Source organism: Streptococcus sp. IMAU 99161 (assembly GCF_014435245.1).
Lineage (GTDB): Bacteria > Bacillota > Bacilli > Lactobacillales > Streptococcaceae > Streptococcus > Streptococcus lactarius.
Genome location: NZ_JAAPAW010000003.1, coordinates 69,047 through 84,796, shown reverse-complemented (window position 1 = coordinate 84,796; position 15,750 = coordinate 69,047). Strand labels below are relative to the sequence as shown.

At 43.2% G+C, this 15,750-nt stretch carries 16 protein-coding genes; 15 read left to right on the top strand and 1 reads right to left on the bottom strand.

Going from position 1 to position 15,750, the window contains the following annotated elements:
• Positions 1 to 13: 13 nt before the first annotated feature.
• Positions 14 to 1,045 carry a S66 peptidase family protein gene (locus tag HA044_RS00985; protein WP_187538420.1) on the bottom strand — a complete coding sequence of 344 codons (1,032 nt, stop codon included), beginning with the start codon at positions 1,043 to 1,045 and terminating at the stop codon, positions 14 to 16.
• Positions 1,046 to 1,400: 355 nt separating this feature from the next.
• Between HA044_RS00985 and HA044_RS00980 the strand changes: the two genes are divergently transcribed.
• From HA044_RS00980 to nrdG, 15 genes are all read left to right on the top strand, one after another.
• Entirely contained in the window at positions 1,401 to 2,669 is a 1,269-nt protein-coding gene (locus tag HA044_RS00980; RefSeq protein ID WP_187538418.1) for a competence/damage-inducible protein A, read from the top strand.
• A 119-nt stretch (positions 2,670 to 2,788) separates the two neighbouring features.
• Positions 2,789 to 3,934 (top strand): recombinase RecA, encoded by a 1,146-nt coding sequence (gene recA / locus HA044_RS00975; RefSeq protein ID WP_187538416.1) that lies wholly within the window; start codon positions 2,789 to 2,791, stop codon positions 3,932 to 3,934.
• Positions 3,935 to 4,021: 87 nt separating this feature from the next.
• Positions 4,022 to 4,420 carry a transcriptional regulator Spx gene (spx, locus tag HA044_RS00970; protein WP_003009108.1) on the top strand — a complete coding sequence of 133 codons (399 nt, stop codon included), beginning with the start codon at positions 4,022 to 4,024 and terminating at the stop codon, positions 4,418 to 4,420.
• Between the two features lie 138 nt (positions 4,421 to 4,558).
• Positions 4,559 to 5,155 carry an SP0191 family lipoprotein gene (locus HA044_RS00965; protein ID WP_187538414.1) on the top strand — a complete coding sequence of 199 codons (597 nt, stop codon included), beginning with the start codon at positions 4,559 to 4,561 and terminating at the stop codon, positions 5,153 to 5,155.
• Between the two features lie 114 nt (positions 5,156 to 5,269).
• Positions 5,270 to 5,536 (top strand): IreB family regulatory phosphoprotein, encoded by a 267-nt coding sequence (locus tag HA044_RS00960; protein ID WP_003002070.1) that lies wholly within the window; start codon positions 5,270 to 5,272, stop codon positions 5,534 to 5,536.
• Entirely contained in the window at positions 5,536 to 5,955 is a 420-nt protein-coding gene (gene ruvX, locus HA044_RS00955) for a Holliday junction resolvase RuvX (protein WP_187538412.1), read from the top strand. The genes HA044_RS00960 and ruvX overlap by 1 nt, the downstream gene beginning before the upstream one ends.
• Positions 5,956 to 5,977: 22 nt before the next feature.
• Positions 5,978 to 6,283 (top strand): DUF1292 domain-containing protein, encoded by a 306-nt coding sequence (locus HA044_RS00950; RefSeq protein ID WP_187538411.1) that lies wholly within the window; start codon positions 5,978 to 5,980, stop codon positions 6,281 to 6,283.
• A 160-nt stretch (positions 6,284 to 6,443) separates the two neighbouring features.
• Positions 6,444 to 7,676, top strand: coding sequence for a folylpolyglutamate synthase/dihydrofolate synthase family protein (locus tag HA044_RS00945; RefSeq protein ID WP_187538409.1), 1,233 nt, complete (start codon positions 6,444 to 6,446; stop codon positions 7,674 to 7,676).
• A gap of 73 nt (positions 7,677 to 7,749) precedes the next feature.
• Positions 7,750 to 8,163, top strand: coding sequence for an SP_0198 family lipoprotein (locus tag HA044_RS00940; protein WP_222935306.1), 414 nt, complete (start codon positions 7,750 to 7,752; stop codon positions 8,161 to 8,163).
• A 430-nt stretch (positions 8,164 to 8,593) separates the two neighbouring features.
• A complete protein-coding gene (gene cls, locus HA044_RS00935) occupies positions 8,594 to 10,129 on the top strand; it encodes a cardiolipin synthase (protein ID WP_187538407.1) in 1,536 nt (511 codons plus the stop codon).
• A 162-nt stretch (positions 10,130 to 10,291) separates the two neighbouring features.
• The gene (locus tag HA044_RS00930) at positions 10,292 to 12,091 is read left to right on the top strand and encodes an MFS transporter (protein ID WP_187538405.1); all 1,800 of its coding nucleotides are present in this window, start codon (positions 10,292 to 10,294) and stop codon (positions 12,089 to 12,091) included.
• Positions 12,092 to 12,216: 125 nt separating this feature from the next.
• A complete protein-coding gene (gene nrdD, locus HA044_RS00925) occupies positions 12,217 to 14,427 on the top strand; it encodes an anaerobic ribonucleoside-triphosphate reductase (protein WP_187538403.1) in 2,211 nt (736 codons plus the stop codon).
• A gap of 11 nt (positions 14,428 to 14,438) precedes the next feature.
• Positions 14,439 to 14,579: a hypothetical protein gene (locus tag HA044_RS00920; protein WP_141754472.1), complete on the top strand. Its 141-nt coding sequence runs from the start codon at positions 14,439 to 14,441 to the stop codon at positions 14,577 to 14,579.
• A 37-nt stretch (positions 14,580 to 14,616) separates the two neighbouring features.
• Positions 14,617 to 15,117 (top strand): GNAT family N-acetyltransferase, encoded by a 501-nt coding sequence (locus HA044_RS00915; RefSeq protein ID WP_187538402.1) that lies wholly within the window; start codon positions 14,617 to 14,619, stop codon positions 15,115 to 15,117.
• A gap of 4 nt (positions 15,118 to 15,121) precedes the next feature.
• The gene (gene nrdG / locus HA044_RS00910; protein WP_187538400.1) at positions 15,122 to 15,727 is read left to right on the top strand and encodes an anaerobic ribonucleoside-triphosphate reductase activating protein; all 606 of its coding nucleotides are present in this window, start codon (positions 15,122 to 15,124) and stop codon (positions 15,725 to 15,727) included.
• Positions 15,728 to 15,750: the final 23 nt, after the last annotated feature.

Genomic DNA, 15,750 nt, shown 5'->3' with positions numbered 1-15,750 from the left:
TTGTCCCAGCCTCTTATTTGTTATAGTCAAAGCGAATGACTTGCTCCGTTGCGTCTACATACGCGTGGACTCCAAAAGGAACAATTGCTCTTGGTGTGGCATGGCCAACATTCAGATTATAGATAATCGGGATATTGTTGTCAATGATATCCAATAGTACCTCTTTATAGTCGTCATAGAAAGTTTCATCCATAGGTTTTCCAACCAAGAGTCCACTGACGACCTCAAATATCCCCGTTTCTTTTAAAGCCTGCAACATTTTTTTGAAATCATCAGGTTCAGGCTTTTCTTCACTTGTTTCTAGCAATAGAATCTTTCCTTTCCAGTCGGATAAGTCAGGGAAAAGTTTGTATTTTTGGCAGAGGTCTGTGCTATCTGCGTGAAGAGAGTTGTCAAAAATATCATAGAGAGACTCAAGACAACCACCGAGGATTTCTCCCTCAAACTGAGCATTACCTTGTAACAAGTCAAAACCTGTATTTGCATGGCTGACACGAGGTGTTCCCAAAGCTTTGGGACTAAAATCAGTCCGTTCCTCATACCAAACGTCACTAGGGCGAATTTCTGAGATTTTTCCCGTCTCAATCAATTCTTTAAAGTAGTGGCGGCTATATGGCAACATTTCTTTATCTAACTCACAAATGTCTGCTAGAAAGGATTGGCCGTAAAAAGTCTTGATTCCTAGTTTATGCAACATGAGATGGTTCATGGTCGTATCCGAGAAACCGAGAAAAATCTTTGGCTTGATAACCTTTTGTAGTTGGTCATCTTCAAAAAGATAAGGTAGCAAGCGATAGGTATCGTTTCCACCAATGGCGCATAGGATCATGTCGATGCTATCATCAGAAAAGGCCTGAATCAAATCCTCTGCACGAGCTTCAGGATGTTCTTTGATAAAATCTAAGCCTTTTAGCGAATGAGGTAAAAAGACAGGATTGAGTCCGAGGCCCTTGAGGCGTTGAATACCCAAGTCCACTTCGTGCTTGACAAAGTCTTCACCCATAGTTCCACTAGATAAACTTATAATACCAATAGTAGAAGTCATATATGATCCTCCTAAAAATAAATTGATGCTATTGTATCATAAAAAATGATAGAAAAATATAAGGAGTAGCGTTAGAGATACGATTTTATGTCAATAAAGCAATAGAAAAATAACCGCTCGATGTGCTTACTTCAGAATATAGGCAAGCCCTTTTAGAAGTTGGTTACCACGTAGTTAAATCTCTTAGAAATATTGATGTAATGGTATTTTTAAGAGTTTTTACTTCATACTCTAAAAGAAAAAGATTGAAGAAAGTTGTCCAAAATAGACTTTATCTTCAATCTGTTTTTTAAATAATTTAGGAAATTGTGTTAAAATGAAATGAAAATTACGAATAGTATAAGTAGGAGGCACCATGAAGGCGGAAATTATTGCAGTTGGAACAGAAATTCTAACAGGACAAATTGTCAACACCAATGCCCAATTCTTGTCTGAGAAATTAGCTAGTTTAGGGATTGATGTCTATTATCATGTGGCGGTAGGAGACAATGAAGGTCGTCTCTTCTCGACCATTGAGACGGCTTCAAAACGTAGTGATTTGGTGATTTTATGCGGTGGACTTGGTCCAACAGAGGATGATTTGACCAAGCAAACCCTTGCTAAGTTCTTAGGGAAAGAACTGGTTTTTGATCCGACAGCACTTGCCAAACTCGACACCTTCTTTGCCAGTCGCCCTGATTATGTCCGGACGCCCAATAATGAGCGACAAGCACAAATGATCGCCGGATCAATCCCTCTTCAAAACCGTACAGGTCTCGCGGTTGGAGGTTTGATTGAAGTCGACGATGTGACCTATGTCGTTCTACCTGGTCCTCCAAGTGAGTTAAAGCCCATGGTTAATGAACAATTGGTGCCTCATTTAACAACAGGGGAGCAGCTCTTTTCTAGAGTTTTGCGCTTCTTTGGGATTGGGGAAAGCCAGCTGGTTACGATCCTAGCCGATGTCATTGAAGGGCAGAGTGATCCAACAGTGGCTCCTTATGCCAAGACGGGAGAAGTGACCTTGCGTCTGTCTACAAAGGCGAAAGATCAGGCAGAAGCGGATGCTAACCTCGATGTCTTAGAAAAGGAAATCTTATCACGCCACACCCTGGATCATCAACCCTTGCAAGAGTTGTTTTACGGTTATGGAGATGACAATTCAATGGCCAAGGTTGCTTTTGATCTTTTGAAACAGACTGGTAAGACCATTACAGCTGCAGAAAGCCTGACGGCTGGCCTCTTCCAAGCAACTCTGGCAGATTTTTCAGGGGCGTCCAGCATCTTTGCAGGTGGTTTTGTCACCTATAGTCTGGAAGAAAAAAGCAAGATGTTGTCTATTCCAGCTCAAGAGTTGGAGCAACATGGAGTGGTGTCTCATTTTACAGCTCAAGCCATGGCTTCACAGGCCCGTAAGTTAACAGGATCCGATTATGGTGTTAGCCTGACCGGAGTTGCGGGACCAGATAGCCTGGAAGGACATCCAGCAGGGACTGTCTTTATCGGACTGGCGACTCCAAATGGAGTGGATAGTGTCCAAGTCAATATCGCCGGACGTAGCCGGTCTGATGTCCGCGAAATTGCAGTCCTTCATGCCTTTAATTTGGTGCGCCTGGCTGTATTAAATGGTGAAAATTTGGTATAATGAAGTTTGTACCAAATGAAGGATGATTCTACAAATGGACAGGAAATAAGCCTTTCAAATGACGGAAACCGTTGGTGAGTGGAGTGTATTTCCTGTATAGTAAAAAATAGGAGAAAAGAATGGCGAAAAAACAGAAAAAATTAGATGAGATCTCTAAGAAATTTGGAGATGAGCGTGAAAAAGCGCTCAATGATGCCCTGAAGTTGATCGAAAAAGACTTTGGTAAAGGATCGATCATGCGTTTGGGCGAACGCGCGGAACAAAAAGTTCAAGTCATGAGCTCTGGTTCATTGGCGCTTGATATTGCCTTGGGTGCTGGGGGCTATCCAAAAGGCCGGATCATCGAAATCTATGGTCCAGAATCATCGGGTAAAACAACCGTTGCCCTCCATGCAGTAGCGCAAGCACAGAAAGAAGGAGGTATTGCTGCCTTTATCGATGCTGAGCACGCTTTGGATCCATCTTATGCAGCAGCTCTTGGGGTCAATATTGATGAACTCCTCTTGTCTCAACCAGACTCAGGGGAACAAGGACTTGAAATTGCTGGTAAATTGATCGACTCAGGTGCGGTTGATTTGGTGGTTGTCGACTCTGTTGCAGCCTTGGTACCTCGTGCGGAAATAGATGGTGATATTGGAGATAGCCACGTTGGTTTGCAAGCGCGGATGATGAGCCAAGCTATGCGCAAACTTGGAGCTTCCATCAATAAAACCAAGACCATTGCCATCTTTATCAACCAATTGCGTGAAAAAGTAGGGATCATGTTTGGGAACCCTGAAACAACACCTGGTGGTCGTGCCCTTAAATTCTACGCTTCTGTTCGTTTAGATGTTCGTGGAAATACCCAAATCAAGGGGACTGGGGACCAAAAAGATACCAATGTTGGTAAGGAAACCAAGATCAAGGTTGTGAAGAATAAGGTGGCTCCACCCTTCAAAGAGGCCATGGTTGAAATCATGTACGGGGAAGGAATTTCACGTACCGGCGAATTGCTGAAAATTGCGACAGACCTCGATTTGATCCAAAAAGCCGGCGCTTGGTATTCATACAATGGCGAAAAAATCGGTCAAGGATCTGAAAATGCCAAGAAATTCTTGGCAGATCATCCAGAAATTTTTGACGAAATCGACCACAAGGTTCGGGTTCATTTTGGGTTGATTGAAGACGATGAAACAGTGAAACCCCTTGATAAAACTGAAGAAGAAGCTCCTCTTGCAGAAGAAGTAACACTAGATTTAGATGATGCGATTGAAATTGAAGATTAATTTTTTTCAAAATAGGTCGCTAGACTGATGGTTTTTGTGTTATAATTTAATACGATAGTAATATCGTGTAGCGAAAGGAGTGCATGCATGATTAAAATTTATACAGTGTCAAGTTGTACTAGCTGTAAGAAAGCAAAGACTTGGCTCAACGCTCACCAGCTAACTTATAAAGAACAAAACCTCGGTAAGGAAGGAATCACCAAAGAAGAGTTATTGGATATCCTTACAAAGACTGAAAATGGAGTGGCAAGTATTGTCTCTTCAAAAAATCGTTACGCTAAAAATCTAGGAGTGGATATCGAAGACTTGAGTGTTAATGAAGTGATTGATATCATCATGGAAACACCTCGTATCCTTAAAAGCCCGATCTTGGTAGACGATAAACGCCTCCAAGTGGGTTACAAAGAGGACGATATTCGTGCTTTCTTACCACGCTCCGTTCGAAATGTAGAAAATGCAGAAGCACGGATGCGTGCAGCACTTTAAAGCGACGAAAAATCAGGAACAGCTTGTTTCTGATTTTTTTATCTCCTAAAAAATAGAGATGGTGTGCTATTTCAGACACCATTTTTTAAAATCTATGATACAATATTTGAGAAAACAATAACTAGTAAGGAACGAAGCATGAAAAGAAATCTCCTTTTATTGGGTGCACTAGCCTTGTGTTTGACAGGTTGTGGCCCTAAAAAACAAGTGAAAACACCAAGTTCAAGTGACCAAAAAGCAATCAAAGCGAAGGCTGAACAATTGCAAAAGGACAACAAAAGTATTTTGCAAAAAGCCGAAGACAACCAAGTGGTGACAAGAACTTTTGTCTTTCCAAAAGATGATAAAGGGACCCAACAAACCCAAATTGTGACCTATGTGGGGAACACCTTTAAAAAGTTGCAGACTATCAATATGACGGCGACCGATGAGGAGTTGAAAAAAGGAATTCAGCAAGTCGGTCTAGAGGAAGCGCAAAAACAATTAAGGGACTCCTTTAACAAGGACGATGCTTTTAAGGAAGCCTTGACAGTTCCTGGCTTCACGGCTGATTTGACCCTAGAGAATGAGAATGAGTACAAGGTCACCATCACCTATGATTTTGAAGCGATGGATGTCAAGAAGGCGGAAGGTATGACTTACTTCAAAAACAATCACTTACCAGAGTTGTTGAAATTGACACCAAGCCAATTTGCAGAAAATCTCATCCATGCTGGAGCAAGTGAGCAAAAATAATTTGAAAATGATCGCCAAATAGCCTGAAAAAGCTGTAAAATCAAGGACTTGTCCATTGTGAAAAGGCTTTGAATATGGTATAATGGTGGTATTGTAAAGAAAGAGGGTGTTCTTGTGGGATTTACAGATGAAACAGTACGTTTTAATCTTGATGATTCAAATCGTAAAGAAATTAGCGAAACTTTAAAAGATGTCTATTTGTCACTGGATGAAAAAGGCTACAATCCAATTAATCAAATCGTAGGATACGTACTCAGTGGGGATCCTGCCTATGTACCTCGTTATAATAATGCACGGAACCAAATTCGGAAGTATGAACGAGATGAGATCGTTGAAGAATTGGTGCGTTATTATTTGAAAGGACAAGGAATAGACCTCTAATGAGAATTATGGGATTGGATGTTGGCTCAAAGACAGTTGGGGTCGCTGTGAGTGATCCCCTTGGTTTTACAGCTCAAGGTCTTGAAATCATCCAAATTGATGAGGACAAAAAAGAATTCGGTTTGGAGCGCCTGTCTGAATTAGTGACGCAATACAAGGTGGATCGTTTTGTGGTGGGCTTGCCTAAAAATATGAACAACACAAGCGGACCACGTGTAGAAGCTAGTCAGGCTTATGGTGCTATGATTGCTGAAACATTTGGCTTGCCAGTGGAGTACCAAGACGAACGCTTGACAACTGTCGCTGCAGAGCGGATGTTGATTGAGCAGGCTGATGTCAGTCGTAGCAAGCGGAAGAAAGTTATTGATAAGTTGGCCGCCCAGCTTATTTTACAAAATTATTTAGATCGCAATTTTTAGAAAGAAAATGAGGAAGAATAGTATGGCACATGATCACAACCACGACCATGAAGAACGCGAATTGATCACATTGGTGGACGAACAAGGAAATGAAACGCTTTTTGAAATCCTTTTGACCATCGATGGCAAGGAAGAATTTGGAAAGAACTATGTCCTTTTGATCCCTGCCAATGCAGAAGAAGATGAAAATGGTGAAGTTGAAATCCAAGCTTATTCATTTACAGAAAACGAAGATGGCACAGAAGGTGACCTTCAACCAATCCCAGAAGACTCAGATGATGAATGGAACATGATCGAAGAAGTCTTCAACAGCTTTATGGAGGAGTAAAAACGTCCGGGGGACGTTTTTAGCCCAGCTCCTAGAAATACGAGAGAGCTGGTAAGCCAAAAGGGTTTGATGGAAATAGGAATGTGAAAAAACGAGTACAAAAGAAAGGAGCGCAAATGTCAGAATCGGCTTTGTCGCTTTTTTCTTTTAGGAGAAAGATATGAATCAGATTGAAGAATGGATGAATAGTCGGATAGGTCTAAATTTTCGATCGGGACTGGATCGTATGGAACAGGCGGTAAGCCTTTTAGGGAGACCGGATAAGGCTTACCCAATCATTCATGTAACAGGAACCAATGGCAAGGGTTCTACGATTGCTTTTATGCGCCAACTGTTGATGGCTCATGGGAAGAAGGTGGGAACCTTTACGTCTCCCCATATGATCAGTATCCATGACCGAATTTGTATTGGGGACAAGCCGATTTCGGATGAAGATTTTACTCGGATCGGTCAAGAAGTGCAGCAGATGGAGCAGACCTTGCTTCAAACTCAGGACCAACTCTCTTATTTTGAGATTATCTGCCTCATGTCCCTTCTCTATTTCAAGGAACAAGCAGTGGACGTGGTCTTGTTGGAAGTTGGCATCGGAGGACTTCTGGATACGACCAATGTGGTGACAGGAGAAATTGCTGTTATTACGTCGGTTGGTCTGGATCACCAGGAAACACTGGGAGGGACGATTGCGGAAATCGCCCAGCAAAAGGCGGGGATTTTTAAAGAAGGTAAGAAAGCAGTGGTCGGTCCTTTGCCTGCTGAAGCTGCAGCTATTTGTCAAGAAAAAGCGGAGCAATTAGCTGTGGATCTCCACGCCTTCCGAAAAGATTTTGGGTTAAAGCAGGATCGTTTTTGGAATGAAAACGTGGAACTTGTCTTGCCGTCTCTGGGCTTGAAGGGTGATTACCAACGGGAAAATGCTGTAGTAGCTCTAGAGGCCTTTCTCCTTTACATGGAAGGTCAGCCTCAAACAGTAGATTTGGATCTGATCCAGCTTGCTCTGCAAGAGACACGGTGGCCAGGGCGCTTAGAATTAGTTGGTGACCAGGTGTATTTGGATGGAGCCCATAATCCTCATGCCATGGTGCGTTTGATCGAGTTTGCAAAAAGCTTAACTGGGAAACGCGTGAAGATTTTATTTGGAGCTCTCAAACGAAAAGATTATAGTGGAATGCTGGAAACACTTCAAGCTGGGTTACCAGAAGCTGAATTAATGTTGACGACCTTTCATTACGGAGAAGTGGTGGCAGAGGGCGATCGACAAGACCTGCCCTATGTAGCTGATTACAAAGCTTATATTCAAGAATTTATGGCTCGGCGTCATCCGGATGAGGTTCTGTTTGTGACGGGCTCCCTGTATTTTATTGCAGAAGTCAGGGCCTGTTTATTAGAGGGTTAAACAATTGACCTAAAGACTTTCTTGGCGTATACTGGTGATAAATAGTGTACGGTTATAGCGAAAGGAGTCGATCATGATAAAAAAAATAATGTATGGACTGAGCTTAGCGATGGCGATCGTATTGGCAGCTTGTAGTCAACCGGCAAAACCAACAAAAAGGTCTAGTGAACCATCCTCTAGTGCCGCACAGACAGTCTCTTCAACCAGTGCTGAAAAAGAGCAAGTGCAGTCAATCGATGGTAGCTACCGAGGCCAGGATGCCGAGTCCACGATATTGCTGGTTGTGACAGGGCAAAAAGGAACCTATACAGTCACAGACTCGGATGGAGAAGAAGAGACCAAAGAGGTGGCGATCGATCCGGTCAATCAATCCATGCGTATTGGAGATGAACTCTACCGTTACCGAGTAGAGGGTGATCAGTTGTCACTGGAAGATTTGGAACAAGCAGAAGATGACCAAGGAACGATTGTGCTAACCAGGCAATAATCACTCCTGTTGGAGGACCATGAAAGGTCCGTCTGACAACGATTTTTAAGGAGGCTGGGACAAAAGTCCTAGCCTCTCAATTGTCTTTAAATTGTCGAGCAAGGCGCAGTGGTTGAGTGCTCAAAGCACTGCTTTGAGGTGGCGGATAGAACTTGCGAAGCAAGTATCCTAAGTCTTTGTTCGCTTTTTAAGCTTCAAAGATGCCCTATGTTGACGGAAACTATGTTTCCTTTATCTGCAACCTTCAACAGTCTCCCAGACTGTTGAAGCTGTGCGGAGGTGGGACGACGAAATCGAATTCTAACGAATGACCAATTTCTGTCCCACTCTCTTTTTGCTTGCTTTTGATCTTCCCAAATAGGGATTTGGCTGGACGTTGCATCGGAAAAGAAGAATTGTTATACTAGTAGAAGGAAAAAGGAGGATGTTTGTGACCTTTCGAAAATTACGTCTCTTAATGTCCAAGTATGGATTTAGTATCTTGTTTATGGGCTTTGAACTATGGGCTTCCTTTGCGGCCTTCTTCTGGCTAAACAAATGGTTTCCGCACTGGCTGTCTGTGGCGGTCATTGGACTCTTGTATGTGACGACGATTCTTGCCATAGTGAATCGCAATACCCCTCCAGAAAACAAGGTGACTTGGCTCTTGATTGCTGTGATTCCTGTCTTTGGCTCCCTCTTGTATCTCATGTTTGGCGAACGGCGCCTGTCCAAAAAAGAAATGGCCCAGCTGAAAAATATGGAATCAATGAAGTTTCGAGAAGACAACAGCAAACAATTACGCGCGGAACTCAAGCAAGAGAGCAAGGCAGTTTATGGTATGGTCAAATCCATTCTATCCATGGACCACAATGCAGATCTCTATAATGGAACAGCTTCGACCTTTTATCCCCTTGGGGAAAACATGTATGAGCAACTCCTAGAGGATTTGAAAGCTGCGAAAAAGTTTATCTTTATCGAATTTTATATCATCGATGAAGGCTTGATGTGGAATAGTATTCTGGAGATTTTAGAGCAGAAGATTAAAGAAGGGGTCGAGGTGAAACTTCTTTATGACGATATCGGCTGCATGGCAACCTTGTCAGGAAATTACACTCGTCGCTTGCAAAAAATGGGGATTGATGCCCATAAATTTAATAAAGTGATTCCACGTTTGACCGTAGCCTACAATAATCGAGACCACCGCAAAATTTTGGTCATCGATGGTCAAGTCGGCTATACGGGTGGGGTCAATCTAGCAGATGAGTATATCAACCATATCGAGCGTTTTGGTCATTGGAAGGATAGTGCTGTCCGCTTGGATGGGCGTGCAGTCAAGGCCCTGACGCGGCTCTTTTTGATGAACTGGTACATTAACCGTGGAGAAATTGAAGATTTTGATCGCTACCATATTGAGAATAAGGCGGTTGAAGGCCAAGGACTCTATATCCCGTATGGAAGTGGTCCTAAACCAATGTACAAATCCCAGGTCGGGAAAACGGTCTACCAGAATATTATCAACCAAGCGACAGATTACGTCTACATCACAACACCTTACTTGATTATTGACTATGATTTGACAGAGGATATTCGAAATGCAGCCCTTCGTGGGGTAGATGTTCGAATCGTAACGCCTCATATCCCAGATAAGAAGTTGATTCAAATCGTTACACGTGGGGCTTACTTAGATCTGATGGATGCTGGGGTGAAAATTTATGAATACACACCTGGCTTTATTCACAGCAAGCAAGTCTTGGCGGACGATGAAGTAGCGGTTGTAGGGTCGATTAATTTTGACTATCGGAGTTTGGTCCATCACTATGAGAATGCGGTTTGGATGTATCAAACACCAGCTTTGAAAGACATACGAGCGGACTTTGAACACATCTTTGAAGTGTCTCAAGAGATTACCGAGGATACCTTCCGCTTTACTTGGCACCAAAGTTTAATCAAAGAAATCATGCAATTATTTGCGCCAATGTTGTAAGAAGAGTAGAACGAGTGAGAAAGAGTTCAAGAGATAATCTCGGCTCTTTTTCAAATGACTGTAAGAGGCTGACAGAGCCAGTAGAATTTGGTATACTAGAGAAGAAAATGAGCTTTTTTGAAAATGAGAGAGCAAAAGGAACATCTAGGAAAAGGAAAAAGAATGAGCGAAAAAGAGCAAGAAATGACTTCGAAAAAATTGGGCATTCACGTTGGAGATAGTTTCCAAGATACACGTGAAATTCGTGAAGTGCTAGACAAGTCAGTCTTTCGAGAAGAAGAGCCAATGCATGGGAGTCGGGCAGAAGTCTTAGAAGAGCCGGTCACCACGGCTGTATCTGAGCCTGAGTCTGAACCGGTCGTGGAGGAAACTTCAGAGCCAAAACAAGAACAAACCTTGAGCCGGATGAGTCGTCATGCGCGTGAAGCTGCAAAACCAGTGCTAGAAGAAACAGCGACAAAATCTGAGGTGGAAGAAGAGCCTAGACATGCCCACCGTCAATGGAAGCGTCCAGTACCGGTTGTGATTCCTTTGATTTGTAGTATCTTGTTTAGTTTGTTGCATGTTGGTTTGCCATTTTTGACGCGATTTGCCACCAATCAGCAGTCTCAAAATCTCTATGCAGGTTGGGCGATGACGAGAGGTCAAGCTCCATTTGGTGATTTTTATGGGACCAATGGTTTTCTTTATTATGTGATTAACTGGCTTGGCAGCCTAGCAGGTGGCCATTGGATTCTGGTGATGCTACAGGCAGTTGCCCTCTTTTATGCAGGAACTTCTCTGTATCAGATGGTGCGCTTGCTGGTAGCGAATAAAGCAACTGCTCAGAATGTTCAATTGCTCTTTTATTTCTTGCTACTGGCTCTTGGTTTTGGAGGGACTTATGTGACCTTCTTTAGCCTTCCTGTTTTGTTTGCAAGTATGAATCTGATCTTGGCTTATTTCATTGGGCATCGTAAGGATGAAGCCTTCGTTGTCTATGGAGCGATGGCGGCGATTGCCTTCTTGATCGAACCAATGACCAGCACCTTGTTTTACCTCTTGGCCTTTCTTGGTTTAACAGCCTTCAATATCAAGCAAAAGAGATGGGCGCGTGGCTTTTATCAATTCTTAGCAGTCTTACTTGGTTTTTCGATTGTCTTTTATCCGGTCGGCTATGTGACTGTTTGGAATCAGACCTTTGGCTATGCCATTAACCAAGTGACTTATGTCTTGAATGCCTTAAATTATAGCAATGGGCAAGCCTTCGGGAATGCGATCTATTACAGCTTATTGGCCCTCACCTTGGGTCTTGTCTCTGCATTTTTGATGAGCTTTAGCAAGCAAAAAAATACACAGCTACGGATCTTCCGCTTTATAGGCTGGGTAGGATGTTTGGTCGTCTTCATTATTTCGATCGGCCTGCCTGAGCAAGGAGCTTATCAATTTTTACCAATGTTGCCATTTGTTCTTCCCTTGTTTGCCATTTGGTTTTCACGAGATGGGGAAGAAAGCGAGTCTACAGAACGCCGCACTCGTAAGGGAAAAAACAAGGAAGTCTGGTCTGCTTACTTTACCAGTCAGGCTTTCCTACCACTTGTAGCCTTTGTCTACTTAATTGCTTATCCAATCACTCAGGATTTGGTCCTTCAATCTGGGCAATCCAGTGAGCGGAGTGTCATTGCCAGCTATATCCAAGACCATAGTAAGAAAAAGGATACCATCTATGCTTGGGATACGACGGCAACTCTTTATCAAGAGAGCAATCGCCTATCTGCTTCAGCCTTATTGACACCGACTTCCTATCTAGGGATTAATGAGAACCGGACCAATGTGATTCAACAAATCGATCGAGCCCAACCCAAGTATATTGTGGTGAATAATCAGGTTGAATTGACCACTGAGATGAAGCAACTCTTAAAAGCAAATTACCGTCTTGTAGACAAGAAATATTCTCATTTCAAAGTCTACCAAGCATCTTAATAAAATCAATATCTTGTGTTTTAGAAAGATTTTAACAAATTTTTCCACAAGATATTGATTTTTATTTTTCTAGTGGTATAATACATCTTGTACGATGTAAAAGTAATGAAAGAAGGCAGTTTGCGATGATCACCTTGAGAGAAGAACAGCTGAGAATGGCTCCTGATATTTTTGTAGAAAAACGAGATGGCCGTCGGGTTCCATTCGATGTTGAAAAAATTTATAAAGCTTTGTTAAAGGCCACAAAAGAAGTAACTTCTCTCACTCCGGTGATGGAAGCCAAACTAGAGGCCATTGTTGACCGCATTATTGCAGAAATCTTGGAGCGCTTTCCAAATGGCGTGAAGATCTATGAAATTCAAAATGTCGTCGAACACGAGTTGCTTCAAGCCAATGAATATGCGATTGCTGAGAGCTATATCACTTACCGGACCCAGCGGGATTTTGAGCGCTCAAAAGCGACGGATATCAACTTTACGATTGGCAAACTCCTCAATAAGGATCAAGCCGTTGTCAATGAAAATGCCAATAAGGACAGTGATGTTTTCAACACCCAACGGGACTTGACAGCAGGGATCGTAGGCAAGTCGATTGGCCTAAAAATGTTGCCCAAACACGTAGCCAATGCCCACCAAAAAGGGGATATCCACTACCATGATTTGGACTATAGTCCCTATACTCCGATGACCAACTGTTGCTTGATCGATTTTGAAGGCATGCTGAAAAATGGCTTTAAGATTGGGAATGCAGAAGTAGAAAGTCCTAAGTCTATCCAAACTGCAACGGCACAAATCTCGCAGATTATTGCCAATGTGGCCTCTAGTCAGTATGGGGGCTGTTCAGCAGACCGGATCGATGAAGTCTTGGCCCCTTATGCAGAAAAGAACTACCAAAAACACTTAGCGGATGCCAAAGAGTGGGTACTTCCTGAAAAGCAAGAGGACTATGCTTGGAGCAAGACTCAAAAAGACATCTATGATGCCATGCAATCGCTAGAATATGAGATCAATACCCTCTTTACTTCAAATGGGCAAACTCCCTTTACTTCGCTTGGCTTTGGTCTCGGAACTAGCCGTTTCGAACGGGAAATCCAAAAAGCGATTCTGAAAATCCGGATCAAGGGACTGGGTTCGGAACACCGAACAGCCATCTTTCCAAAATTGATTTTTACCCTCAAACGGGGCCTCAACTTAGAGCCTGGAACACCCAACTATGATATCAAGCAATTGGCCTTAGAATGTGCTACGAAACGCATGTATCCCGATGTCCTCTCTTATGACAAGATTGTGGAATTAACAGGCTCCTTCAAGGTACCCATGGGCTGCCGTTCTTTCCTTCAAGGATGGGAGGATGAAAATGGTGTGGAAGTCAATTCTGGCCGGATGAACCTAGGGGTTGTGACGGTCAATCTCCCTCGGATCGCTCTTGAATCAGAAGGGAACAAAGAAAAGTTCTGGCAAATCTTTAATGAACGAATGAACATTGCTGAAGATGCTTTGGTTTACCGGGTGGAGCGCACCAAAGAAGCGACACCAGCCAATGCACCGATTCTCTATCAATATGGGGCTTTCGGGAAACGCTTGGGTAAATATGATCAGGTAGATCAGCTCTTCCGTCATCGCAGAGCGACTGTTTCACTTGGTTATATCGGACTCTACGAAGTCGCAACCGTCTTTTATGGCTCAAATTGGGAACACAATCCAGAAGCCAAACAATTCACGATCGATATCATCAAGGATATGAAAGCGCGCGTGGAGGAATGGTCTGACCAGTATGACTACCACTTCTCCATCTATTCGACACCGTCAGAAAGCTTGACAGACCGCTTCTGCCGCCTGGATACGGAGAAATTTGGGAAGGTTCCAGATATCACAGACAAGGAATACTACACCAATAGTTTCCACTACGATGTTCGTAAGAACCCAACCCCATTTGAGAAGCTGGATTTTGAAAAAGTTTATCCAGAAGCTGGAGCTTCTGGTGGCTTTATCCACTATTGTGAGTATCCTGTGCTCCAACAAAATCCAAAAGCCCTTGAAGCAGTTTGGGATTATGCCTATGACCGGGTCGGTTATCTCGGAACCAATACGCCAATTGACCGCTGCTATAAGTGTGATTTTGAAGGTGACTTTACGCCGACTGAACGTGGATTTGCTTGTCCAAATTGTGGCAATAGCGATCCGAAAACGGTCGATGTGGTCAAACGGACCTGTGGTTATTTAGGAAATCCTCAAGCTCGCCCGATGGTCAATGGCCGTCATAAGGAAATCGCGGCGCGTGTCAAACACATGAACGGATCTACTATCAAGTATGGTGGGCATGAAGTAACAGATTAGAAAAGGATATTATGGGAAAATACCAATTAGACGATAAAGGCAAGGCCCAGGTTCAACGATTCCACGAAAAGCATTCGACAGGTGGAGTCAATAAAAAAGACCGCGTGGCTAGCCTGAGAGAACAATTTTTAAATAAAAATAAGAAAAAGTGAGAGTCCGCTCTCGCTTTTCTCTTAGTGGGAGGGAATGATGGAATTACGCAGACCAACATTAGCAGATAAAGAAGCTGTATTAGACATGATGGTAGAGTTTGAAAAGAGCCAATCCGCCCACGACGGCGGATTTTGGGATACTGAGAACTTTGATTACGAAGAGTGGTTGGAGACAAATATACAAAAAGAAATGGGAACAAATTTGCCTAAAAATCGTGTCCCTTCTATTCAATTTGTATCATTTGATGATGTAGGTCGTGCTCTAGGATTTTTGAATCTGCGATTGAGATTGAATGAAGGGCTGTTGAATTATGCTGGCCATATCGGTTACTCCATCCGCCCTTCTGAAAGAGGCAAAGGCTATGCCAAAGAAGCTCTTCATCAAGGTCTGCAAGTGGCTAAAGAAAAGAACATTCATCGTGCTCTGGTGACTTGTAGCACAGAAAATCCTGCCAGCAGAGCTGTTATCTTAGCTAATGGTGGGGAGTTGGAGGATGTTCGAAATGGAACGGAGCGGTATTGGATAGAGGTGGAGTAAAAGGATGACATGGAATACACCAAAACCAGGAGAGTGGAAGAGTGAGGAACTGAGTCAAGGGCGCATCATCGATTACAAGGCTTTTAACTTTGTGGATGGAGAAGGAGTGCGCAACTCCCTCTACGTAGCAGGTTGCATGTTTCACTGTGAGGGTTGTTACAATGTAGCGACCTGGTCTTTCAATGCAGGCATTCCCTACACCAAAGAGTTAGAGGAGCAAATCATGGCTGATCTGGCCCAACCCTATGTTCAGGGCCTGACATTGCTTGGTGGGGAACCTTTTCTCAATACTGGCATCCTGTTGCCCTTGGTCAAGCGCGTGAGAAAAGAGCTACCCGACAAAGATATCTGGTCTTGGACCGGTTACACTTGGGAAGAGCTGATGCTGGAAACGCCAGACAAATTAGAGCTTCTCTCACTGATTGATATTCTGGTGGATGGGCGCTATGATAAGAGCAAACGCAACCTCATGTTGCAGTTTCGTGGTTCATCCAACCAGCGGATTATTGATGTTCAACAATCTCTCAAAGAAGGAAAAGTCGTCATCTGGGACAAGCTCAATGATGGCAAAGAAGCCTTTGAACAAGTCAAACGGGACGATCTTTTGTAGGCTGTTTAGCTGAGAGTGGGACA

Bases quoted from the DNA above. Each gene is read 5' to 3' on its own strand.
- HA044_RS00915 (WP_187538402.1), top strand. From the start codon at position 14,617: ATGGAATTACGCAGACCAACATTAGCAGATAAAGAAGCTGTATTAGAC.
- HA044_RS00980 (WP_187538418.1), top strand. From the start codon at position 1,401: ATGAAGGCGGAAATTATTGCAGTTGGAACAGAAATTCTAACAGGACAA.
- ruvX (WP_187538412.1), top strand. From the start codon at position 5,536: ATGAGAATTATGGGATTGGATGTTGGCTCAAAGACAGTTGGGGTCGCT.
- HA044_RS00940 (WP_222935306.1), top strand. From the start codon at position 7,750: ATGATAAAAAAAATAATGTATGGACTGAGCTTAGCGATGGCGATCGTA.
- HA044_RS00945 (WP_187538409.1), top strand. From the start codon at position 6,444: ATGAATCAGATTGAAGAATGGATGAATAGTCGGATAGGTCTAAATTTT.
- nrdG (WP_187538400.1), top strand. From the start codon at position 15,122: ATGACATGGAATACACCAAAACCAGGAGAGTGGAAGAGTGAGGAACTG.
- HA044_RS00985 (WP_187538420.1), bottom strand. From the start codon at position 1,045: ATGACTTCTACTATTGGTATTATAAGTTTATCTAGTGGAACTATGGGT.
- HA044_RS00950 (WP_187538411.1), top strand. From the start codon at position 5,978: ATGGCACATGATCACAACCACGACCATGAAGAACGCGAATTGATCACA.
- HA044_RS00965 (WP_187538414.1), top strand. From the start codon at position 4,559: ATGAAAAGAAATCTCCTTTTATTGGGTGCACTAGCCTTGTGTTTGACA.
- HA044_RS00920 (WP_141754472.1), top strand. From the start codon at position 14,439: ATGGGAAAATACCAATTAGACGATAAAGGCAAGGCCCAGGTTCAACGA.
- spx (WP_003009108.1), top strand. From the start codon at position 4,022: ATGATTAAAATTTATACAGTGTCAAGTTGTACTAGCTGTAAGAAAGCA.
- recA (WP_187538416.1), top strand. From the start codon at position 2,789: ATGGCGAAAAAACAGAAAAAATTAGATGAGATCTCTAAGAAATTTGGA.
- HA044_RS00930 (WP_187538405.1), top strand. From the start codon at position 10,292: ATGAGCGAAAAAGAGCAAGAAATGACTTCGAAAAAATTGGGCATTCAC.
- nrdD (WP_187538403.1), top strand. From the start codon at position 12,217: ATGATCACCTTGAGAGAAGAACAGCTGAGAATGGCTCCTGATATTTTT.